This window comes from Caenimonas koreensis DSM 17982 (assembly GCF_009646335.1).
GTDB lineage: Bacteria > Pseudomonadota > Gammaproteobacteria > Burkholderiales > Burkholderiaceae_C > Ramlibacter > Ramlibacter koreensis.
Map to the genome: position 1 here is coordinate 47,964 of NZ_WJBU01000021.1, position 20,887 is coordinate 68,850.

Here is a 20,887-nt window from a genome sequence, read left to right on the forward strand (position 1 = left end):
GCTGCATTCATCACTTCGCCAGCGCAGCTTCCAGCGCGTCGATGAACATCGCCGGCACGTCGAAGCCGGCCTGCTCGTGAATTTCCTGGAAGCAGGTCGGGCTGGTGACGTTGATTTCGGTCAGGTAGTCGCCGATCACATCCAGGCCAATCAACAGCAAGCCGCGTGACGCGAGCACGGGGCCAAGCGCCTCGGCAATTTCGTAGTCGCGCCTGGTGAGCGGCTGCGCAACGCCCTTGCCGCCCGCTGCAAGGTTGCCGCGAATTTCGCTGCCTTGCGGAATGCGCGCGAGCGAAAACGGCACGGGCTTGCCGCCGATCACGAGCACGCGCTTGTCGCCGCTAACGATCTCGGGCACGAAGCGCTGGACCATGATCGTCGTCGCGCCGCCGTGATTCAGCGTCTCAATGATGGAGCCGAGATTCATGCCATCTGGCCCGACGCGGAAGATGCCCATGCCGCCCATGCCGTCGAGCGGCTTCAGGATGATGTCGCGGTGCTCCGCATGGAAGCGTTTGACTTCTGCTTCATCACGCGTGACGAGCGTCGGGCTGCAGTACTGCGGAAACTCCATGATCGCGAGCTTTTCCGGATGGTCGCGCAACGCCGCCGGCTTGTTGAACACACGAGCGCCGTCACGCTCAGCTTGTTCGAGCAGGTGCGTGGCGTAGAAGTACTCGCTGTCGAACGGCGGGTCTTTGCGCATCACGATGGCGTCGAAGTCTTTCAACGCACGAATGTCTGCGCTTGTTTCGCGGAACCAGTCGTCTGCGCGCCCGGTGAGTTCGATGCCGCGCACCTTCGCCGTGACAACGCCACCCGAGCGCCACGAGATGTGGCTCGGCTCGCAGGCCGCCACGCGGTGGCCGCGCCGCTGCGCCTCTCGCATCATCGAGAACGTGGTGTCCTTGTAGGTCTTGAAGACCTCCAGCGGATCGGCAACGAAGAGGATGTTCATGGCGCTAGATTTCGATCTTCGAGCCGAGCTCGACCACTGAATTGTTCGGCAAGCGCAGGAAGTCGGCCGCGCCACTTGCGTTGTGATGCATCTGTGCGAACAGCTTCTCACGCCAGGGCGCCATGCCGCCGCCGATCGTCGGGATGACCGTGTCGCGCGAGAGGAAATAGCTGGTCTTCATCTGCTCGATTTCGCAACCGCGGCCACGAATGGTTTCCAGCGCGCGCGGAATGTCCGGGTCGTTCTTGAAGCCGTAGTGCAGCTTCACCTGCCAGCAGCTGTGGCCGAGCGGTTCGATTTCGACGCGCTTGTTGATGCCGATCCATGGCACTTCATGGCTTTGCACCGTGACGAACAGGTTGTTCTCGTGCAGCACCTTGTTGTGCTTGAGGTTGTGCAGCAGCGCATTGGGCACCGTGCCTGGCTCTGCCGTGAGGAACACCGCCGTGCCTTCCACCCGTGTGGGCGGGCTGATGAAGACGGCTTCGAGGAAGCTGGTCAGGTCGATCGCGTCGGCACGCAGTTTGGCGTTGAGCAATTCGCGGCCGCGCTTCCACGTCATCATCAACGTGAAGATGCAGCCGCCGATCATGAGCGGGAACCAGCCGCCTTCGAACAGCTTGAGCAGGTTCGACGCGAAGAACGTGAAGTCGACGACGAAGAACCAGCCCGTGGCCAGCACGCACAGCGCCAGCGGGTACTTCCAGCCGTAGCGAATAACGAAGAAGGTGAGGATCGTGGTGATCAGCATGTCCATCGTCACGGCGATACCGTAAGCAGCGCCCAGCGCTTCGGACGACCGGAACATCACCACCGCCAGCACGATGGCGGCAAACAGGCCCCAATTCACGAACGGGATGTAGATCTGCCCCGTATCGCGCACGCTGGTGTGCTGGATGTTCAGGCGCGGCAGGTAGCCCAGCTGGATGACTTGCTTGGTGACGCTGAATGCGCCCGTGATGAGCGCCTGCGAAGCCACCACCGTGGCGGCCGTCGCCAGAATCACGAGCGGCACGAGCGCCCAGTCGGGCGCCATCAGGTAGAACGGGTTGGCAACTGCCTTCGGGTTGGAGAGCAGCAGCGCGCCCTGGCCGAAGTAGTTGAGCGTGAGCGACGGCATCACCACACCGAACCACGCGAGGCGGATGGGCCGCTTGCCGAAGTGCCCGAGGTCCGCATAGAGCGCTTCGGCGCCTGTGACGCACAGCACGACAGCGCCCAGGATGATGAACGTGGTCATCGGGTGGTGGAACATGAACAGCACGGCGTGATGCGGGCTGAGCGCCTGCAGGATCTCCGGATGCTGCACGATGTGCGCGACGCCCATCGCCGCAATCACCACGAACCACACCAGTGTGACCGGGCCGAAGAAGCGGCCGATGCCGGTCGTGCCCCGCTTTTGCACGACGAACAGGCATAGCAGCACGATCAGCGTGAGCGGAATCACCCACTCCTTGAAGCGCGGCGAGACGACTTCCAGGCCTTCCACGGCCGAAAGCACCGAGATCGCCGGCGTGATCACGCCGTCGCCATAGAACAGCGAGGTGCCGAAAATACCGACGGCCAGCAGCACTTGCCGCAGCTTGGGTTTGTCCTTCACCGCCTGCGACGCGAGCGCGAGCATCGCAATGAGCCCGCCCTCGCCGTTGTTGTCGGCGCGCAGCACGAGCACGACGTACTTGATCGAGACGATGACGGTCAACGTCCAGAAGAAGATCGACAGGATGCCGTAGACGTTGGCCGGGGTGAATGGAACATGGCCTGTTGAGAAGACGCTTTTGACGGCGTACAGGACACTGGTGCCGATGTCGCCGTAGACGACACCGATGGCGCCGAGGGTCAGCGCCGCTAACGATGATTTTGTTTTTTGCACAAAATCCCCGTCTTACGGCCTCAGCCGCCGCGGGGTAGGTTCCTTTGGGACCGCTATTGTGCACGGCCCCCTTGACAAAGCGGCATCATGTTGCAGTGCAGCAACGATGCGAATGGGCATATTCCCCGCTTCGCTTGCGCTGCGTCAATGCCCGGATTTGGCGCAGGCTGAGAATTTGGGCATGTTCGAGTCCGCCGAGATTGGCCACCGCGTCGACAAGAAAGAATACAAGGCACGCGTGCCCGAGTTGCGCGCGGCCTTGCTCGACGCGCAGTACACCCTGCTGGAGCAGTCGCGGTCCCCGGTGGTGATCCTCGTCAACGGTGTCGATGGCGCGGGCAAGGGCGAGACCGTCAATCTGCTCAATGAATGGATGGACCCGCGGCATATCCGCACGGTGGCATTCGGCCAGCCCAGCGGCGACGAGGCCGCCATGCCCGAGATGTGGCGCTTCTGGCAGGTGCTGCCGCCCAAGGGGCGAATCGGCATCCTGTTCGGCTCCTGGTACACCGACCCGATCCTCGCGCATGTGATGGGGCACGACCGCAAGGCACGGTTCGCGTTGCGGCTCGAGCAGATACGGCAGTTCGAACGAATGCTGGCAGCCGAGGGCGCTGTGCTCCTCAAACTGTGGTTTCACCTGTCGCACCAGGCGGCGAAGGCTCGCTTCAAGGCGCTCGAGAAAGACCCGAAGAATTCCTGGCGCGTGGACAAGGGTGACTGGGAGCGCTTCAAGCACTACAACGAATTTGTCGGTGTCTGTGCAAAGGCGCTTCGCAAGACCAGCACGGCCGAGGCGCCCTGGCAGGTGATTGAGGGTGCTGATCCGGCCTACCGCTCGCTCGCCGCCGGCGATGCGTTGCTGGCTGCGCTGAAGGTGGCAACCGCCAAACCTGCGAAGGGCTCAACGCGCGCGGCACCTCCAGTTGCAAAAACTCGTGCCGCGGTTGAAACGGCGCACAGCCGCACGCTGCTCGGCTCGATGGACTTCACGCGCCACCTCAACCGCAAGAAATACGCCACCGAACTCGAGGCGCTCCAGGCGCGGCTGGCCACGCTCAGCCGCGACCCGCGCATGGCGGCGCGATCACTGGTCGTGGTCTTCGAGGGCACGGACGCTGCCGGCAAGGGCAGCACGATCAGGCGCGTGACGCAGGCGATGGACGCAAGGCACTACCGGGTGATACCGATCGCCGCGCCAAGTGATGAGGAGCGCGCCCAGCCCTATCTGTGGCGCTTCTGGCGCCATGTGCCGCGCCACGGTCACGCGACGCTGTTCGACCGCTCCTGGTATGGGCGCGTGCTGGTCGAACGCGTGGAGAAGTTTTGCGCCGAGGCCGACTGGATGCGCGGCTACGACGAGATCAACAGCTTCGAGGAACAGCTGGCGCAAGCCGGCGCCATCGTCGTGAAATTCTGGATGGCGATCACGCCCGAGGAGCAGTTGCGCCGGTTCGAAGAACGCAAGGCAACGCCGCACAAGACGTTCAAGATCACGGCAGAAGACTGGCGCAACCGCGAGAAGTGGCCGCTCTATGAAAGTGCCGTGAGCGACATGATCGACCGCACGTCGACCGATGTCGCACCGTGGCACGTGGTCGCGTCCAACGACAAGATGTTCTCGCGCATCGAGGTGCTGCGGCACTTGTGCGAACGCATGGAAGCCGCGCTCGGCAGGCAAAAGGCCCAGGCCCGCAGGTGAACGACCTGCTCACTGCGGCTATCAGCCGCCGGCAAGAACTCTTGTGGGCGTGGCTCAGTGTTGCAGCGGTCGCGCTGGCATTCAGGCTGGCCCGCAAACCCGAGCGCCGCTCGCTGCAGCTGGCGTGGGCGCTTTTGCTGCTGGCTATCGTGGCCGACGGCTTTGCACTCGTCATCAACGGGCCCGCCGAACTGATGGCGGCTGCGGTCGCAGCGTCGGTGGTGCTCGGCGGCATTGCCACCATCCAGGTGGTGGCCGCATGGCTGTTTCGCGGCATTGCCCCCACGCTGGGGCTGAAAGCACCGCGCATTGCCGAAGACCTGACTGTCACCGCGTTGTCCATGGCCGGCCTCCTGCTCTGGCTGCGGCTGGCGGGGGTAGATCCGTCACAGGTGTTTGCCACGTCCGCGTTGATCACCGCCGTGCTGGCGATCTCCATGCAGGACACGCTCGGCAATGTCTTGGGCGGCGTCGCACTTCAACTGGACAACTCGCTGCGGGTGGGCGACTGGGTCCGCGCCGATGACGTCAACGGCATGGTGGTCGATGTGCGCTGGCGGTACACCGCAGTGCAAACGCGCAATCGCGAGACTGTCATCGTGCCCAACAGCTGGCTGATGAAAAACCGCTTCGTCGTACTGCGCCCGCCGGCGGACGGCCCGCTGGCATGGCGGCGCGCAGTCACGCTGAACGTCGCTATCGACGCCGCGCCGCATGCCGTCATCGACGCACTGGAGCGTTCAGTCGCCGACGCCGAGATCGACCATGTGCTCAAGTCGCCTGCGCCGAGTGCGCTGCTGACCGATATCGGCCCCGGCTACTGCAAATACACGCTGCGCTACTGGATGAGCGAGCCGCAGCATGACGACCCTGGCGATTCGGCAGTGCGCATCCATGCGCTGGCTGCGCTCGCGCGCGCGGGGCTGCGCCTGGGCGTGCCGCTGCAGGAGGAACTCTCCGTCAAGGAGAACGAGGGCTGGCGCAGGGCGGCGCAAGAGCGCGAGCTGGCGCAAAAGCTGGCCGCCCTCCGCGGGGCAGCGCTGTTCGCGCAACTGCCTGCAAGCGAGCAGGAAGCGCTGGCGGGGCACTTGGTGCACGCGCCCTTTGCGGCGGGAGACGTCATGACGCGCCAGGGTGCGATTGCGCACTGGCTGTACCTCGTGATTCGGGGCGAAGCGAAGGTAACGGTCGAAGGCCCGCAAGGCCCGGTGCAGGTGGCGATGCTGCGCGATGGCGACTTCTTCGGCGAGATGGGCATGCTCACGGGCGCGCCGCGCGGTGCCACCGTGACGGCCGTGACTGCCGTCGAGAGCTATCGGCTCGACAAGGACGGCTTCGCGCAGGTGCTGCAGGCCCGGCGCGAAATAGCGCAGGAGATTTCGGCGATCGTGCAGGCGCGCAACGAGCAGCTCCAGGCGCGGCTTGCACAGGACGGTGCGGGCACCGCCACCAGCGACGACATCCTCAGCCGCATTCGCAAGTTCTTTTCACTGGAAGGCTAAGGCCGGGGCCACGCCAGCCGCCGCTCAGTCGTAGTCTTCAGCTTCAGGGTCGGTGGCCTCGAGTTCGTAACTCGCAGCCAGCATCGCCAGGCGCCCGATCACGCCATACATGTAGAAGCGGTTCGGCGCGCTGGCGCCGGGCTTCTCGCCGGGCTGGGGCAAACGCGTGCTCTCCGCGAACGCAAGCGGCACGTACTGGGAGCCGGGCGCATTGAGGTTTTCGTCGATGCCGCGCTCGGCATGCACACGATAGAAGCCACCGACGACGTAGCGATCCATCATGTAAACCACGGGCTCGGCCACGGCGTCGTTCATGCGTTCGGCCGTCATCACACCTTCCTGGATGATGACCTGGTGCACATGCCCGCCGCCCTGGCCGGTGTCCATCTTCAGGCGCGTCTTGTCGCTCAGGTGCGCGAGGTCTTTCACGTCGCGCACGGTCATGATGCCCATGCCGGAGGTGCCGTTGTCGGCCTTGACCACCACGAACGGCTTTTCACTGATGCCGTATTCCTTGTACTTCTTGCGCACCTTGGCCAGCAGTGCATCGACGTTCGTGGTGAGGCACTCCATGCCTTCATTGGCGCTGAAGTCGACCTCGCCGCACACGTTGAACATCGGGTTGATCAGCCACGGGTCGATGCCCAGCAGCTTGCCGAAGCGCTTGGACACTTCTTCATAGCTCTTGAAGTGATTGCTCTTGCGGCGCACCGACCAGCCCGCATGCAATGGCGGCAGCAGGTACTGCTCGTGGATGTCTTCAAGAATGCCCGGAATGCCCGACGACAGGTCGTTGTTGAGCAGGATCGTGCAGGGGTCGAAATCTTTCAGGCCCAGGCGGCGCTTGGTGCGAATGACGGGTTCGAGCACCACCGTGCCGCCACCGGGCAGCTCGATCGTCCTGGGCGATTTGATGTCCGGGTCGATCGAGCCGATCCGCACATTGAGCCCGGCCATGTGAAAGATGCGCTTCAACTGCGCGAGGTTGCTGAGATAGAACGAATTGCGGTTGTTGTTCTCGGGGATGACCAGCAGGTTCTTGGCTTCCGGGCAGATCTTCTCGATGGCGGCCATCGCAGATTGCACGGCCAGCGGCAGCATCTCCGGCGTCAGGTTGTTCCAGCCGCCGGGGTAGAGATTCGTGTCGACCGGCGCCAGCTTGAAGCCGGCATTGCGGACATCAACTGAGCAGTAGAACGGCGGCGTGTGCTCCATCCATTCGAGGCGGAACCAGCGCTCGATGGCAGGCATCGAATCGAGGACGCGCTGTTCAAGCTCGTTCGTGGGGCCGGTCAGGGCAGTAGTGAGATGGGGGACCATGCGACGCTCTAACCCTTGTTATTTCTCTACGGAATTGTAGGCAGTTGAGGGCCAGCAGACGCAATTGCAACCCCGTCGATACAGCTTACGCAGAGTCCCGCGCGCAGTCGCGCTTAACTGCGCACTTCGCCGTTGCCCAGCACGACCCACTTCAGCGATGTGAGCCCTTCAATGCCCACAGGCCCGCGGGCGTGGAACTTGTCGGTGCTGATGCCGATCTCTGCGCCCAGGCCAAACTCGAAGCCATCGGCAAAGCGCGGGCTGGTATTGACCATCACGCTGGCCGAATCGACCTCGCGCAGGAAGCGCTGCGCGTGCATGTGATCGCGGGTCAATATCGCGTCAGTGTGGTGGCTCGAATAGTGGTTGATGTGTGCGATGGCGGCGTCCAGCCCCTCAACGACCTTGATGCTGATCACGGGCGCGAGGTATTCCTCATACCAGTCCTGCTCGGTCGCGTCCTTGATGATGCCGTGCACGGATTGAAGCAGCGCCTTCGATGCTTCATCGCAGCGCATCTCCACGCCTTTGGCCGCAAACACGGCGCCGATCTTCGGCAGGAAGTCGTTCGCTACACCACGCGCCACGAGCAGCCCTTCGATTGCATTGCACGGGCTGTACTTCTGCGTCTTGGCGTTGTCGGCCACACGCACGGCCATGTCGATGTCGCACGGGTCGTCCACATACACGTGGCAGTTACCGTCGAGGTGCTTGATCACGGGCACCTTCGCCTCACGGCTGATGCGTTCGATGAGGCCCTTTCCGCCGCGCGGAATGATCACGTCGACGTATTGCGGCATTGCGATGAGTTGCCCGACCGCTTCGCGATCGGTGGTCTGCACAAGCTGCACCGCCTCGGTGGGAAGGCCCGCTTCAGCGAGGGCTTGCTGCACGAGCCGCGCCAACGCCTTGTTCGAATCGATCGCTTCGGAGCCGCCGCGCAGGATGCACGCGTTGCCGCTTTTGATCGACAGGCTCGCCGCTTCGATCGTCACGTTCGGGCGGCTTTCATAAATCATTCCGAAGACACCAATCGGCACACGCATCTGGCCCACGCGGATGCCGCTGGGCTGCTGCTTCATGCCGGTGATTTCACCGATCACGTCGGGCATGGCAGCGAGTTGTTCGCAGCCTTGCGCCACCGTTTCCAGCACTTTCGGTGTGAGCTTGAGGCGATCGACCAGCGGTGCAGCGAGCCTTGCAGCGGTAGCGCGTTCAATGTCGCGCGCGTTGTCGATTTGCAGCGACTGTACGTTGGCACGCAGCAACCGGGCCAGGCCGCGCAGCGCCGTGTTCCTGGTAGCCGCATCGGCCCGCGCCATGGCCGCAGACGCCTGCCGGGCTTGCATGCCGAGCGTCTGGATGTATTCAGCGACGTTGAGCGCGTTCATGGCGCAATTATCCCCTGTGACCTTTGGCCGCTGTGGCCGGCGCAGCGCACTCGCTGCACAACGCAAACGCGAGCCGGTGCAGCGCTTGCCAGCCATCGGCCGGCCAGCCCGGCGCCTTCAGGCCCTTGACGATCCCGTCGACCAGGTGGGCGGAATGCAGCAGGTTGTCCAGGCCCGTCGTTGACATTCGCGGCAACACGCGCTCGAACAGGCGCTCTTTGAGCCCCCACACGCGCTGCTCCCGCAATGCGACGGGCAAGGGCCGCCCCTCGGCCATCGAGTCTTTCACGCGCTTTAGCGCACGAATGTCCTCCGACAAGGTGTAGTGCACGAGCACCGCCGCTTCGCCCTCGGCCTTCAGGCCGTCGAGCATTCGCTGCACGCGCGCCACCTGGCCAGCCAGCACGGCTTCGGACAACTTGAAGACGTCGTAGCGCGCGACATTGAGCACGGCACCCTCGACTTGTTCGAAGCTCAGCTCGCCCTGCGGATAGAGCAGGCCCAGTTTCTGGATTTCCTGGTGGGCGGCGAGCAAGTTGCCTTCAACACGATCGGCGAAGAATTGCAGCGTGCGCTGGCCTTCATCGCCCTGCACCACGCGCTGGCCGTTCCTGGCGAGACGCTGCGAGATCCATTGCGTGAGTGCAGCGCGCTCGACCGGCGGCAACTCGATGGTGACGCCGTGTGATTCAAGCGCGCCAAACCATGCACCTTTTTTTGTCTGGTTATCGAGTTTGGGCAGGATCACCAGTGTGAGCGTGCTGTCGTTGCCGTCTGCGCTCTCGGCCAGCTGCTGCAAGGCGGGGCTGCCTTCCTTGCCGGGCTTGCCGGAAGGGATGCGCACTTCCACGAGCTGCTTGTCGGCAAAGAGACTGAGCGAGCCGCCCGCGATGAGCACCTCGCTCCAGTCGAAATGCGCGCCAGCCACCGTGTGGACCGTGCGCTCGCCATAGCCTTGCGCGCGGGCCGCAGAGCGAATCGCATCGGCGGCTTCCTGCACAAGGAGCGGTTCGTCGCCGTGCAACGTGTAGAGGGACCTCAGTCCCTTTTGCAGATGAGGTCCAAGCTGGGCGGCGGCAAGCTGCATGGAGCAAGAGTGTAGGCCCATGGCCGTTGCGCGCGAGCGCAGCGCGCGATGCTGGCCTCGCGCGTCAGCGGTGCGCGACAGTGGTGCTGGCCTGAAGCGCAGGCATCGCAGCCTTTGACTTCGATTTGGACTGGGCGAGAACGGCGCCAGAGTCTTGCGGCGGATGGCCAATGAGGGCCATGGAGACAACGGTGACGAGGGTGATGAAGACGGCGCCCGCAAAGGCGCAAAGACGGGAGAGCGAAGTGACAGGCGAGAAGTTCACAGATCGGATTTATGGGTGAATGCTGATCGCGCCGACCCGAACGGATTCGTGCGCAGAACAGCCGGGTTGTCGGCGATGTGGCGCCAGCTGGGGACCAACCGAAGCTAATGCTTAAGACCACATCAAGGGCTGCGAATTCTGCGCGAGCACCCACCTTTGTGCACCTAGACCAAGGCCTATGGCGCGAGCAAGAAAGCAAAAGGGCCTGGCCGCGCGCTTGCGGTCCAGACCCTTGAACGCCCGAAGGGGGGCGTTTGCGAGATGACGCCGTATTGGCGCCGTGACTGCGGCAGTTAAGCCATTGCGCGTTCGCCCAGTTCCTCGATCTCCAGCAGCTTGTCGATCTTCATCGCGAGGTCCATGGATGCGGACGACATCAGCCCCAGCTCCATGCACTTTTCATTGACGACCTGGCGGAAGATGCCGATGGCGTCTTCGATCAGCTGCTCGCTGATGGTCAGCGGAGGCGCGAAGCGAATCACCGTCTCGTGTGTGTCCTTCGACAGCACGCCGCGGGCCGCAAGCCGCTCGATCATCTCGCGGCCGCTGGCCAGCTCCGGGTTCAGGTCAACGCCAACCCACAAACCACGTCCACGCACTGCGCGAATCAGGCCGCGGCTGTCTTCCATCACGCCGCGCAGGCCCGACAGCAGCTGCTCGCCCAGGCGTGCACTGCGCTCGACCAGCTTCTCGTCTTCGATCACCTTGAGTGCTTCCAGGCCGACTGCGGCGGCGAGGGCGTTGCCGCCGAACGTCGAGCCGTGGCTGCCAGGGCTGAACACATCCATCACGCGGGCGTCAGCGAGGAACGCGCTCACCGCCATCACGCCGCCGCCGAGTGCCTTGCCAAGGATCAAACCGTCAGGCCGGATGCCTTCGTGCTCGAACGCAAACAGCTTGCCTGTGCGCCCCAGACCCGACTGGATTTCGTCGGTGATCAGCAGCACGTTGTTCTGGGTGCACCACTCGCGCAGTTGCTTGAAGAAGCCGCGCGGCGGAACGACAACGCCAGCCTCGCCCTGGATCGGCTCGATCAACACGGCGCAGGTGTTGGCCGTCGTTGCGGCGCGCACGCTTGCCATGTCGCCGAAGTCAAAGTGCTTGAAGCCACCGGCGAACGGGCCGAAGCCGTCACGGTACTCATCTTCTGTCGAGAAGCCAATGATGGTGCTGGTGCGGCCGTGGAAGTTGCCGCGGGCGACCAGGATCTCGGCCTGGCCATCAACGATACCCTTGACGCGATTGCCCCAGCGGCGCGCGCACTTGATGGCCGTCTCGACGCCTTCAGCGCCGGTGGTCATCGGCAACGCGCGCTCAAAGCCGGTCATCTCGCAAAGCTTTTCAAGGAAGGGGCCGAGCGCGGTGCCGTGATACGCGCGGGAGGTGACAGCAACTTTTTCCAGCTGGCGCTGGGCGGCGGCCACCACGCGCGGGTGCAGGTGGCCATGACTCACAGCGGAATACGCACTCATCATGTCGATGTATTCGCGTCCTTCGACGTCCCAGACGATGCAGTCCTTCGCATGGTCCACGACAACCGGGACGGGCGCGTAGTTGCGTGCGCCGAAGCGGTTCTCTTTGCCAATGAATTCTTGGGAAGTGGCCGTCGTTTTCATGTCCATGGGGTGCTCCTGGGTCAATGCCGGAAGTATGCGGGGGCCGGCTGTGCGGCACGCGTGAATCGGCAGGCAGGTGACGGCGGCAACGGCTGTGCTGGAGCGATTTCACTTCCGAATCGGAAGCGGCCCGTGAAGAACGCTCAGTTGCGATGTGAGGAATGGGCCGCGGGTAACGGAAAGCCCGCGAACTCCTTGATGGTCTGCAGCTCGATGTTGGTGACGATTTTTTCGACGCCAAGCGATGTGTCGTCGAGCCATTCGTTGATCAGCCGGTGATACACGTCCAGGCTCGTGCAGGCGATCCGTGCGATGTAGTCATAGCGGCCACTGATCACATAGCAGGCGACGACTTCTGTCGTTTGTGCCATCCGCTTCTCGAACTTCTGGATGGTCGCCTGGCGCTGGTCCTTGAGCGCGATCTCCGCAAAGACGCAGATTTGCTGGCCCAGCGCCGAGCGGCTGACCAGTGCCCGGTAGCCCTCGATCATTCCCTCGGATTCGAGCTTGCGCACGCGATTGAGCGTGGCGCGGGCGGACAGGTGAATTGCCTCGGACAACGCCTGCACCGTCGTGCGGCCGTCACGCTGCAACAAGTCGAGCAGCTTCAGGTCCGCGCGGTCCAGTTCCATCTGCCGCGTGTTCCGGCTAGAGCGACTTGACGGCCGCCAGGCGCCGCAACAATTGCTGGACGATATCGCTTTGCATGTCGCGGTACAGCAGCCCCTCTTCGGCTTCCTTGGAGAGCACGGCCGACTCGTTGAAGCTGATGTCGCGTTGCTGGAGCAGTTCAGTTTCCGGGATCAGCTCTTTGCCTTGTGGTGTGCGCAGCTTGAACTTGAACCGCACGCGCAGCTGGAACTCGCGCACCTGGCCGGAAGCATTCAGGCCCACAACCACCTTCTCGCGCTGGTCAACCAGCGCATCGAGGATGACCTGGGCCTTGTCCGGCGGGCTGCCTTCGGGCAGCACGGTCACGGCGCCGGACGCAGCGATGGTGCGGATCAGCTCGGTGCCGAGCGTGGAGCGCGGCGCAGTTCCGATCAGGATCGTGTTGAACGTGAAATTCGGCGCCTGTCGCAACTGGAAGCCGCAGCCTGCGAGGCCAACCAGCCCGCCTAGCCCGGCCAGCAGGAAGGACCGCCGCGCCAGCGAGCTCGACTGGCGCGCAGCAGCCCCATCGCGCGGCAGCGCAGTGCATGTCATGGCAGGCGTGGAGGCGCTTCTCATGCGACCACCACATTCACGAGCCGTCCAGGCACGACGATGATCTTTTTCACCGAGCCGCCCGCCGCAAACTTGATGGTTTCCTCATGTGCGGCGGCCAGCTTCTCGATCTCGTCCCTGGAAGCTGTGGCCGACACGCGGATCGAGCCGCGAAGCTTGCCGTTGACCTGCAGCATCAGCTCGACTTCATCCTGCACCAGCGCAGACTCATCCACACTCGGCCACGGCGCATCGGTCAGCTCGCCGAATTCCTTTGCGTAGCCCAGCTGCTGCCACAGCTCTTGCGCGATATGCGGCGTGGCCGGATACAGCACGCGCACCAGGATGCCGAAGCCTTCGCGCACGGCAGCGGCCGCATTGGCCTCTGCCGCACCCTTGAAGTCTTCGAGCGCGTTCAACAGTTTCATCGCGCCCGACACCACGGTGTTGTATTGCATGCGCTGGTAGTCGTAGTCCACCTGCTTGAGCACTGTGTGCACTTCAAAGCGCAGCGCCCGGGCCTTGGCACCGTAGCCAGACGCGTCGGCCTTTGCTGCGCCTTCGCCCATCTTCACGCCGAAGTTCCAGACGCGGCGCAGGAAGCGGTACGAGCCTTCGAGCGCCGCATCGTTCCATTCGAGCGTGGCTTCGGGCGGCGCCGTGAACATCGTGTACAGGCGCGCTGTATCAGCGCCGAATTTTTCGATGATGTCCTGCGGATCGACTCCGTTGTTCTTGGACTTGGACATCGTTGTCCAGCCCTCGTACGTCACGGGCAGGCCGTCGTCTTTCGCCCTGGCGGAAATCACCTTGGCGTGTTCGTCACGCTCGATGTCGAGGTCGTGCGCCCAGTAGTACTGCTTGCCGGCCTTCTCGCCGGTGCGCACAAAGGCTTCGTTCAACACCATGCCCTGCGTCAGCAGTTTGGTGAACGGCTCGTCCACACGCACGAGCCCGAGGTCCCGCATGACCTTCGTCCAGAAGCGCGCGTAGAGCAAGTGCAGGATCGCGTGTTCGATGCCGCCGATGTATTGGTCCATCGGCATCCAGTACGCTGCGCCGCCGGCGACCATCGCCTTGTCGTTCTTGGGGTCGCAGTAGCGCATGTAGTACCACGATGAATCGACAAAGGTGTCCATCGTGTCGGTCTCGCGGCGCGACGGCTTGCCGCAGATCGGGCAGCTGCACGCCAGGAAATCTTCGCGCTTGTTCAGCGGATTGCCAGAGCCGTCGGGCACGCAGTCTTGCGGCAGGACCACGGGCAGGTCGGCTTCGGGCACGGGTACGGCCCCATGCGCTTCGCAGTGGATGATCGGGATCGGCGTGCCCCAGTAACGCTGGCGGCTCACGCCCCAGTCACGCAGGCGCCACGTTGTCTTCTTCTCGCCGAGGCCCTTTTGCTGGAGCACATGTGCCACCGCATTCACGGCCTCGCGATACGTGAAGCCGCTGAAGTTCTCGGAGTTGATGGTGACGCCTCGCTCCTTGTCGCCATACCAGTCGTGCCACTGCTTGTAGTCGTAGTGCTCGCCATCCACATGCACCACTTGCATGATCGGCAGGTTGTACTTGAGCGCGAACGCGAAGTCGCGCTCGTCGTGGCCGGGCACGCCCATGACGGCACCGTCGCCATAGCCCATGAGCACATAGTTGCCGACCCACACGTCGATCGGCTCTTCAGTGACGGGGTGGAACACCACCAGCCCTGTCGACATGCCCACCTTCTCGCGCGCTGCGAGTTCGGCCTCGGTCGTGCCACCTTTCTTGCAGTCTTCAATGAAGGCCGCGAGCCTCGCGTTCGTGCGCGCCGCATGCTGTGCAAGCGGGTGCTCGGGCGCGACAGCGCAGAACGTCACGCCCATGATCGTGTCGGCACGCGTGGTGAAGACGTACATGCGGCCATCGCCGATCAACTCGCCATCAACGCCGCGGATCTCGTGTGTGAACGCAAAGCGCACGCCCTCGCTCTTGCCGATCCAGTTCTCCTGCATCAGCTTCACACGCTCGGGCCAGCCGGGCAGCTTGTGCTGCACGTGGTCGAGCAGCTCTTCGGCGTAATCGGTGATCTTCAGGTAGTAGCCAGGAATCTCGCGGCGCTCGACAGGCGCGCCTGTGCGCCAACCCTTGCCATCGATCACCTGCTCATTGGCAAGCACCGTCTGGTCCACCGGGTCCCAGTTCACGACTTGCGTCTTGCGATACGCAATGCCCTTTTCAAGCATCTTCAGGAACAACCACTGGTTCCAGCGGTAGTAATCCGGGTCGCAGGTGGCAACCTCACGACTCCAGTCGATGGCCAGACCCATCGCCTGCATCTGCTTTTTCATGTAAGCGATGTTGTCGTACGTCCACTTTGCAGGCGGCACCTTGTTCTTGATCGCTGCGTTCTCTGCGGGCAGTCCGAATGCGTCCCAGCCCATCGGCATCAGGACGTTGTAGCCGTTCATGCGCAGGTAGCGCGTGAGCATGTCGTTGATCGTGTAGTTGCGCACGTGCCCCATATGCAGCTTGCCGCTGGGGTAGGGCAGCATGGAACACGCGTAGAACTTCTTCTTGCTCAAGTCTTCGGTCACGCGATAGGCATCGCGCGCGGTCCAGTGCGCTTGCGCTGATCGCTCGACCTCGGCGGGTGTGTATTTCTCTTGCATAAATCACGCATGCCCGCAACAGGCGGGCCATGCGTTGATTCTACGGGTGGGCTAGCGCTTTGGCGCGGTTGACGGCGTGGGCGCAGGTGCCGTCTTCGCAGCTGGCGCTGCTGCGGCGGCTGCCGGGTCGGCAATGAACCCGATGCGGTTCAGGCCCGCCGTCTGCGCCGTGCCCATCACCTCGACAATGCGCCCGTACTGCACGAGCTTGTCGGCGCGCAGCTGGATTTCGGTGTCGGGGCTGTTGCGGCCGATCTGGGTGAGCCGCTGCTCCAGCTCAGGCTGGCTCACTGGCTTGTCGTCGAGAAACGCCTGACCGCCGCGGTCAAGCACGATCGTCACGAACTTGGGTGCGTCGCTCGGCTTCGCCGCCGGCGTCTTCGGCAAGTCGAGCCGGATCGAACTGGCGAGCAGGGGCGCGGTGAGAATGAAGATCACCACCAGCACCAGCATCACGTCAACGAGCGGCGTGACGTTGATTTCGCTCATCGGCTGCGAGCCTGTCGTGCGTTCGAGGCGGCCGAAACCCATGCTGGTTACTCGGCCCCCACGCTTCTCACTTCGTGTAGTGCGCTGCCCCCCGAGGGGGTCCTCGCGTCTAGGGGCGGCCCGTCGACGCTCAAGGCACTTCTGTGCAACAGGAGCTCGCGCAAGTCGCGTGCAAAACCTTCGAGGTCGGCCTCGATACGGCCAATCACGCGGCCAAAGATGTTATAGCCAAGCACCGCCGGAATAGCGACGGCCAGGCCCGCCGCCGTCATGATCAGCGCCTCACCAACAGGCCCTGCCACCTTGTCGATCGTGATCTGCCCCGCGAGCGCGATGCCGGTGAGCGCGTGATAAATGCCCCACACCGTGCCAAGCAGTCCGACGAAAGGCGCCGTCGAGCCTACCGTGGCTAACAGCACCTGGCCGAACTGCAACCTGTCGAGCACGCCATGCAGTGCGTCGCGCAACAGGCGCGTGAGCTGCTGCGACTTGTCGCCTGCCACTGCCAGCGTTCCCTCGCCCTTCGCCTGCGTCGCCACGATCAGCGGCATCACCAGCGATTCACGGTCAAAGGCGCCAACAATGCGATTGGCGTCTTCCACCGACGGCGACTGCCAGAACGCAGCGATGCTGCCAGTAACGCCGCGCGACGCACGGCGCAGCAGCCACGCCTTCCACAAGATGACGACCCAGCTCGCCACCGACATGGCAAGCAGCAGCACCGTCACGAACTTGGTGACGGCATCGCCCTGCTTGAAGATTTCCAGTATTCCCATCGCGACTACTTCAACCCCAGCACGTCGAACATGTCGAACAGGCCCTTGCGCTTGCCCGCCAGGAAGCGCACAGCGCGCAGGCTGCCTTCGGCGTAGGTCGAGCGACTCGCCGACTTGTGTGTGATTTCGATACGCTCGCCGGTACCCGCAAAGAGCACGGTGTGGTCACCCACGATGTCACCACCGCGAATCGACGAGAAGCCGATGGTCGATGGGTCGCGCTCGCCCGTCACACCCTCACGGCCATAAACTGCGCACTTCTCAAGGTCGCGGCCCATGGCGTTCGCGATCACTTCGCCCATCTTCAGGGCCGTGCCGGACGGCGCATCGACCTTGTGGCGATGGTGCGCCTCGATGATTTCGATGTCGTAGCCCGTGGCCAGCGCCTTGGCTGCCATCTCAAGCAGCTTCAACGTGACGTTCACGCCGACGCCCATGTTGGGCGCAAACACGATCGCGATGTCACGCGCCGCATCAACGATCTGTTCCTTCTGGCCGGGGCCGAACCCTGTCGTGCCGATCACCGCATTGACGCCCAGCTCACGGCAGGCCTTCAGGTGTGCCAGCGTGCCTTCTGGCCGCGTGAAGTCAATCAGTACGCCGCTCGATGCAAGTGCTGCATGCACATCCGCCATCACAGCGACACCGCTGGCGTGGCCCAGGAATGCCGCAGCATCATTGCCGATCGAAGGGCTGGACGCCACGTCCATCGCGCCTGCCAGAACACAGTCGCCCGAATTGCGGATCGCTTCAATCAGCATGTGGCCCATGCGGCCGGTGGCACCGGCCACTGCCACCTTGTGGGGGGCTTGCACGCTGGACACCATCAGCGAGTGGGCGCTTCGAGCGGCGGATAGTTCACGGCCGTCGCAGGCGCGGGCGCTGCAGGTTCCACAGCCGGGCGAGCCGGCGCGTATTGCTTGAGCTGCGCTTCGGAGGCTTCCAGCACGGGAATCGCCGCGCCCTTGCGCTTGTTGTCCAGTGTCGCGACGAATTCAGCTTCCGCGGGCATCGGATCGCCTTCGAATCGCTCGAGCGCGTCGCCCTTGAAAAACACCGTGAGCCGGCGCGACTGCGGATCGACACCCTGGCGCCGGATAGTGAAAACATAGTCCCAGCGGTCGGCATGGAAGAGGTCCATCACGAGCGGCGTGCCGAGCGCTTCGCGCACTTGCTGGCGCGTGAGGCCGGGCCGCAATGCATCGACCTGTTCCTTGGAGATGAAGTTGCCCTGGATGATCTCGACGCGATAGGGCGTCACGGCGTCGGCGATGGAGAGGCTCGCGCGGTCGAAGGAACCGCAGCCGGATGCCGCCGCCACTGCGGCGAACACCAGCGCAAGGCGCGTTGCACGAGGGAAAAATGCGGGCATGGAAGGCTTCCGGCTGGGGGTCAGCGTATGATCGAACGATTGTAGCGGCACCCCCGGGCGAGCCTGATGCGCAGTGACGAACATGGCCAACATTGACGAACTCAAGAGCACAGGCCTGAAGGCCACGCTGCCCCGCCTGAAGATCCTGGATGTCTTCCAGAAAGGCCAGCTGCGCCATATGACCGCCGAGGACGTCTTTCGCGTCCTGCTCGAAGAACGCTCCGATATCGGCCTGGCCACCGTCTACCGCGTGCTCACCCAGTTCGAGCAAGCCGGCATCCTCACACGCAGCCACTTCGAAAGCGGCAAAGCCGTCTACGAGCTGAACGAGGGCACGCACCACGACCACCTGGTGTGCCTCGACTGCGGTCGCGTTGAAGAGTTCTATGACGCCGAAATCGAAGAGCGCCAGCATTCGGTCGCCAAAGCCAAGGGATTTTCGATCGCCGAGCATGCGCTCAGCCTCTACGCGCATTGCACCAAGCAAGCTTGCCCGAACCGCCCCGCCGAGGTGAGATTCAGCGCTCAGCGTTGAGCGTGTCTCGCTAGACGCCGAACGCCGAGCGCTCAACCTCTTCAGGCGCCGTTCTCCATCGCGCGGCGATGCCGCTCGACGAACTCCTGGTAGGTATCAACGCCGCGCAGCTGCAAGATGGTGTTGCGCACTGCCGCTTCCACCAACACGGCGATATTGCGGCCCGCCACCACCTGGATCACGGCCTTGCGCACGGGCACGCCGAGCACGTCCTGCGTGAGCGGCTCGTAGGGCAGGCGCTCGTATTCACGCTCCAGCGTTTCGCGGCGCACGAGATGCACGATGAGCTTCAGGCGCATCTTGCGTCGCACCGCCGTCTCACCAAAGATGCCGCGGATGTCGAGCAGGCCGATCCCGCGCACTTCAAGCAGGTTCTGCAGCAGCTCGGGGCACCGCCCCTCGATAGTGGTCTGGTTGATGCGATACAGGTCAACCGCGTCATCAGCCACCAGCCCGTTGCCGCGAGAGATCAGCTCCAGGCCGAGTTCGCTCTTGCCCAGGCCCGACTCACCCGTGATCAGCACGCCAAGCCCGAGGATGTCCATGAACACGCCGTGCATCGACGTGCGCTCTGCAAAATGTTTCGACAGGAAGGCGCGCAGCACATCGATGACAAATGCCGAAGCCTCGGCCGTTGCGAACATCGGGATCTGCGCCCGTTCGCACATGGACAGCAGGGCTTGAGGCGCGACCTGGTTGTCGGTGAGCACCAGCACCGGCGGCTCTAGCGTGACGATGCGGGCAATGCGCCGCGCGCAGTCGTCGGCCGTGGCATTGGTGAGATAGGAAATCTCGCGCTCGCCCAGGATCTGCACGCGATACGGGTGGATGTAATTCAGATACCCGACCAGGTCGGCGCCCGAGCGCGCCGCCTTGACCGCGACTTCATCGAAGCGCCGCTCGGAGGCGCCCAGGCCAGCGACCCATTCCCACTTGAGCGCCGCCCGGTGGTCTTCGAACAGGACGTCCGCGCTGACGACGGTGGGTTTCACGTCAGGTCGAGCGCCGACGGGCCGCCCCTAGGCGCGAGGGCCCCCTCGGGGGGCAGCGCAGCACACGCAGTGGCAAGCGTGGGGGCGTTAAGCCGCGCCGACAGGCCGCCCCTAGGCGCGAGGGCCCCCTCGGGGGGCAGCGCAGGTGCGAAGCGCCAAGCGTGGGGGCACATATTTCTAAGCGGGCTGGGCCGATTGCCACGTGGCGATCAGCTGGTGCAACGCGGCGGCATCGGTGCTCGACTTGATCTTCTCGCGCAGCGGCGCGTCACTGAGCAGTTCCGCGATTTCGGAGAGGATCTCAAGGTGCTTTTGCGTCGCGGCTTCGGGCACCAGCAAGAAAATCAGGAGATTGACGGCCTGCTCGTCAGGCGCATCGAAGCCAATGGGCTGCGCCAGCTGGAACAATGCAGCCATCGGGGCTTTCAGGCCCTTGATTCGTCCGTGGGGAATTGCAACGCCGTGACCCAGGCCCGTGGAGCCGAGGCGTTCGCGCGCGAACAGGCTATCAGTGATCAGCGCACGCGACAAGCCGTGCAGGTTTTCGAAGAGCAGGCCTGCTTCCTCGAATGCACGCTTCTTGCTGGTGGCGTCGACGCTCACGAGAACTTGAGCGGCGGGCAGGATGGACGCGAGGCGATTCATGGGCGGGTTAACGATTATGCAGCAGCAATAAAAAGGCGCCCCATGGGGCGCCTCGTTGGTGCCAATGCGTTGTTTTACATCAACCGCACTAGGTTGCTCACACCAACCGCTTGGGGTTGCTCACACCAACCGCCTGGGGTTGCTCACATCAAGCGCTTGGGCGCGCTGTGGTGGTGGTCTTGAAGTCTCGTCTTGTGCCTGCCCACCTGCCTGTCGAGCTTGTCGACCAGCTCGTCGAGGGCGGCGTAGAGGTCTTCATGAGAACTCTCGGCGAACATGTCGTTGCCCTTGACGTGAATCATGCATTCCGCTCGCTGCCGTCGTTCCTTTTCCTTCATTCGCTCCACAGTCAGCAGCACCTTGATATCGACGACCTGGTCAAAGTGCCGGGTGATCCGATCAAGCTTGGTTGTCACGTAGTTACGAAGTGCCGGGGTGACTTCGAGATGGTGACCGCTGATCGTCAGATTCATGAATGACCTCCTGTCTCACACTGGTTGAAAGGGCCGC

General features: G+C 63.6%; 20 protein-coding genes. 3 read left to right on the plus strand and 17 right to left on the minus strand.

Annotated elements, in window-relative coordinates; genetic code table 11:
* Window positions 1-10: 10 nt before the first annotated feature.
* Both gshB and GHT07_RS18345 read right to left on the minus strand, forming a co-directional pair.
* On the minus strand, window positions 11-958 hold the full coding sequence (gene gshB / locus GHT07_RS18340; RefSeq protein WP_153586547.1) for a glutathione synthase: 948 nt from the start codon (window positions 956-958) through the stop codon (window positions 11-13).
* Between the two features lie 4 nt (window positions 959-962).
* A complete protein-coding gene (locus GHT07_RS18345) occupies window positions 963-2,831 on the minus strand; it encodes a potassium transporter Kup (protein WP_323741006.1) in 1,869 nt (622 codons plus the stop codon).
* Window positions 2,832-3,012: 181 nt separating this feature from the next.
* Between GHT07_RS18345 and pap the strand changes: the two genes are divergently transcribed.
* Window positions 3,013-4,533, plus strand: coding sequence for a polyphosphate:AMP phosphotransferase (gene pap / locus GHT07_RS18350; RefSeq protein ID WP_153586548.1), 1,521 nt, complete (start codon window positions 3,013-3,015; stop codon window positions 4,531-4,533).
* Entirely contained in the window at window positions 4,530-6,035 is a 1,506-nt protein-coding gene (locus GHT07_RS18355) for a cyclic nucleotide-binding domain-containing protein (protein WP_153586549.1), read from the plus strand. The genes pap and GHT07_RS18355 overlap by 4 nt, the downstream gene beginning before the upstream one ends.
* A 24-nt stretch (window positions 6,036-6,059) precedes the next feature.
* Here GHT07_RS18355 and gshA read toward each other — a convergent pair whose 3' ends face one another.
* The 12 genes from gshA to GHT07_RS18415 all read right to left on the minus strand — a co-directional run bounded on the left by gshA (window position 6,060) and on the right by GHT07_RS18415 (window position 18,205).
* A complete protein-coding gene (gshA, locus tag GHT07_RS18360) occupies window positions 6,060-7,355 on the minus strand; it encodes a glutamate--cysteine ligase (RefSeq protein WP_153586550.1) in 1,296 nt (431 codons plus the stop codon).
* Between the two features lie 113 nt (window positions 7,356-7,468).
* Window positions 7,469-8,746 carry a glutamate-5-semialdehyde dehydrogenase gene (locus tag GHT07_RS18365; protein WP_228488428.1) on the minus strand — a complete coding sequence of 426 codons (1,278 nt, stop codon included), beginning with the start codon at window positions 8,744-8,746 and terminating at the stop codon, window positions 7,469-7,471.
* Between the two features lie 7 nt (window positions 8,747-8,753).
* Entirely contained in the window at window positions 8,754-9,833 is a 1,080-nt protein-coding gene (gene holA, locus GHT07_RS18370; protein WP_153586552.1) for a DNA polymerase III subunit delta, read from the minus strand.
* 64 nt (window positions 9,834-9,897) lie between these two features.
* Complete coding sequence (locus GHT07_RS18375; protein ID WP_153586553.1) at window positions 9,898-10,098, minus strand: hypothetical protein; 201 nt, start codon at window positions 10,096-10,098, stop codon at window positions 9,898-9,900.
* Window positions 10,099-10,391: 293 nt separating this feature from the next.
* The gene (gene rocD / locus GHT07_RS18380) at window positions 10,392-11,714 is read right to left on the minus strand and encodes an ornithine--oxo-acid transaminase (protein WP_153586583.1); all 1,323 of its coding nucleotides are present in this window, start codon (window positions 11,712-11,714) and stop codon (window positions 10,392-10,394) included.
* A 143-nt stretch (window positions 11,715-11,857) separates the two neighbouring features.
* A complete protein-coding gene (locus GHT07_RS18385; RefSeq protein ID WP_153586555.1) occupies window positions 11,858-12,346 on the minus strand; it encodes an Lrp/AsnC family transcriptional regulator in 489 nt (162 codons plus the stop codon).
* A 16-nt stretch (window positions 12,347-12,362) separates the two neighbouring features.
* On the minus strand, window positions 12,363-12,944 hold the full coding sequence (locus GHT07_RS18390) for an LPS-assembly lipoprotein LptE (protein WP_228488429.1): 582 nt from the start codon (window positions 12,942-12,944) through the stop codon (window positions 12,363-12,365).
* Window positions 12,941-15,568 carry a leucine--tRNA ligase gene (gene leuS, locus GHT07_RS18395; RefSeq protein WP_153586556.1) on the minus strand — a complete coding sequence of 876 codons (2,628 nt, stop codon included), beginning with the start codon at window positions 15,566-15,568 and terminating at the stop codon, window positions 12,941-12,943. Before leuS ends, GHT07_RS18390 begins: the two co-directional genes overlap by 4 nt.
* A 51-nt stretch (window positions 15,569-15,619) precedes the next feature.
* Window positions 15,620-16,099 carry an ExbD/TolR family protein gene (locus GHT07_RS18400; RefSeq protein WP_153586558.1) on the minus strand — a complete coding sequence of 160 codons (480 nt, stop codon included), beginning with the start codon at window positions 16,097-16,099 and terminating at the stop codon, window positions 15,620-15,622.
* Window positions 16,100-16,104: 5 nt separating this feature from the next.
* Window positions 16,105-16,833 (minus strand): MotA/TolQ/ExbB proton channel family protein, encoded by a 729-nt coding sequence (locus GHT07_RS18405; RefSeq protein ID WP_153586559.1) that lies wholly within the window; start codon window positions 16,831-16,833, stop codon window positions 16,105-16,107.
* A gap of 5 nt (window positions 16,834-16,838) precedes the next feature.
* The gene (gene dapB / locus GHT07_RS18410; RefSeq protein WP_153586560.1) at window positions 16,839-17,660 is read right to left on the minus strand and encodes a 4-hydroxy-tetrahydrodipicolinate reductase; all 822 of its coding nucleotides are present in this window, start codon (window positions 17,658-17,660) and stop codon (window positions 16,839-16,841) included.
* The gene (locus tag GHT07_RS18415; RefSeq protein WP_153586561.1) at window positions 17,660-18,205 is read right to left on the minus strand and encodes an outer membrane protein assembly factor BamE; all 546 of its coding nucleotides are present in this window, start codon (window positions 18,203-18,205) and stop codon (window positions 17,660-17,662) included. Before GHT07_RS18415 ends, dapB begins: the two co-directional genes overlap by 1 nt.
* Window positions 18,206-18,287: 82 nt before the next feature.
* Between GHT07_RS18415 and fur the strand changes: the two genes are divergently transcribed.
* Window positions 18,288-18,740, plus strand: coding sequence for a ferric iron uptake transcriptional regulator (gene fur, locus GHT07_RS18420; RefSeq protein WP_153586562.1), 453 nt, complete (start codon window positions 18,288-18,290; stop codon window positions 18,738-18,740).
* 41 nt (window positions 18,741-18,781) lie between these two features.
* Here fur and hprK read toward each other — a convergent pair whose 3' ends face one another.
* From hprK to hpf, 3 genes are all read right to left on the minus strand, one after another.
* Window positions 18,782-19,732, minus strand: coding sequence for an HPr(Ser) kinase/phosphatase (gene hprK / locus GHT07_RS18425; RefSeq protein WP_323741008.1), 951 nt, complete (start codon window positions 19,730-19,732; stop codon window positions 18,782-18,784).
* A gap of 177 nt (window positions 19,733-19,909) precedes the next feature.
* The gene (locus GHT07_RS18430) at window positions 19,910-20,377 is read right to left on the minus strand and encodes a PTS sugar transporter subunit IIA (protein ID WP_153586563.1); all 468 of its coding nucleotides are present in this window, start codon (window positions 20,375-20,377) and stop codon (window positions 19,910-19,912) included.
* A gap of 143 nt (window positions 20,378-20,520) precedes the next feature.
* Window positions 20,521-20,850 carry a ribosome hibernation-promoting factor, HPF/YfiA family gene (hpf, locus tag GHT07_RS18435; RefSeq protein ID WP_153586564.1) on the minus strand — a complete coding sequence of 110 codons (330 nt, stop codon included), beginning with the start codon at window positions 20,848-20,850 and terminating at the stop codon, window positions 20,521-20,523.
* Between the last annotated feature and the right edge of the window lie 37 nt (window positions 20,851-20,887).

What these genes read in the sequence shown, in the direction of transcription:
- GHT07_RS18390 (WP_228488429.1), bottom strand. Translation starts at nt 12,944, where the DNA reads ATGAGAAGCGCCTCCACGCCTGCCATGACATGCACTGCGCTGCCGCGC.
- gshA (WP_153586550.1), bottom strand. Translation starts at nt 7,355, where the DNA reads ATGGTCCCCCATCTCACTACTGCCCTGACCGGCCCCACGAACGAGCTT.
- gshB (WP_153586547.1), bottom strand. Translation starts at nt 958, where the DNA reads ATGAACATCCTCTTCGTTGCCGATCCGCTGGAGGTCTTCAAGACCTAC.
- GHT07_RS18415 (WP_153586561.1), bottom strand. Translation starts at nt 18,205, where the DNA reads ATGCCCGCATTTTTCCCTCGTGCAACGCGCCTTGCGCTGGTGTTCGCC.
- GHT07_RS18385 (WP_153586555.1), bottom strand. Translation starts at nt 12,346, where the DNA reads ATGGAACTGGACCGCGCGGACCTGAAGCTGCTCGACTTGTTGCAGCGT.
- GHT07_RS18365 (WP_228488428.1), bottom strand. Translation starts at nt 8,746, where the DNA reads ATGAACGCGCTCAACGTCGCTGAATACATCCAGACGCTCGGCATGCAA.
- GHT07_RS18400 (WP_153586558.1), bottom strand. Translation starts at nt 16,099, where the DNA reads ATGGGTTTCGGCCGCCTCGAACGCACGACAGGCTCGCAGCCGATGAGC.
- GHT07_RS18405 (WP_153586559.1), bottom strand. Translation starts at nt 16,833, where the DNA reads ATGGGAATACTGGAAATCTTCAAGCAGGGCGATGCCGTCACCAAGTTC.
- holA (WP_153586552.1), bottom strand. Translation starts at nt 9,833, where the DNA reads ATGCAGCTTGCCGCCGCCCAGCTTGGACCTCATCTGCAAAAGGGACTG.
- rocD (WP_153586583.1), bottom strand. Translation starts at nt 11,714, where the DNA reads ATGAAAACGACGGCCACTTCCCAAGAATTCATTGGCAAAGAGAACCGC.
- fur (WP_153586562.1), top strand. Translation starts at nt 18,288, where the DNA reads ATGGCCAACATTGACGAACTCAAGAGCACAGGCCTGAAGGCCACGCTG.
- hpf (WP_153586564.1), bottom strand. Translation starts at nt 20,850, where the DNA reads ATGAATCTGACGATCAGCGGTCACCATCTCGAAGTCACCCCGGCACTT.
- pap (WP_153586548.1), top strand. Translation starts at nt 3,013, where the DNA reads ATGTTCGAGTCCGCCGAGATTGGCCACCGCGTCGACAAGAAAGAATAC.
- leuS (WP_153586556.1), bottom strand. Translation starts at nt 15,568, where the DNA reads ATGCAAGAGAAATACACACCCGCCGAGGTCGAGCGATCAGCGCAAGCG.
- dapB (WP_153586560.1), bottom strand. Translation starts at nt 17,660, where the DNA reads ATGGTGTCCAGCGTGCAAGCCCCCCACAAGGTGGCAGTGGCCGGTGCC.
- GHT07_RS18430 (WP_153586563.1), bottom strand. Translation starts at nt 20,377, where the DNA reads ATGAATCGCCTCGCGTCCATCCTGCCCGCCGCTCAAGTTCTCGTGAGC.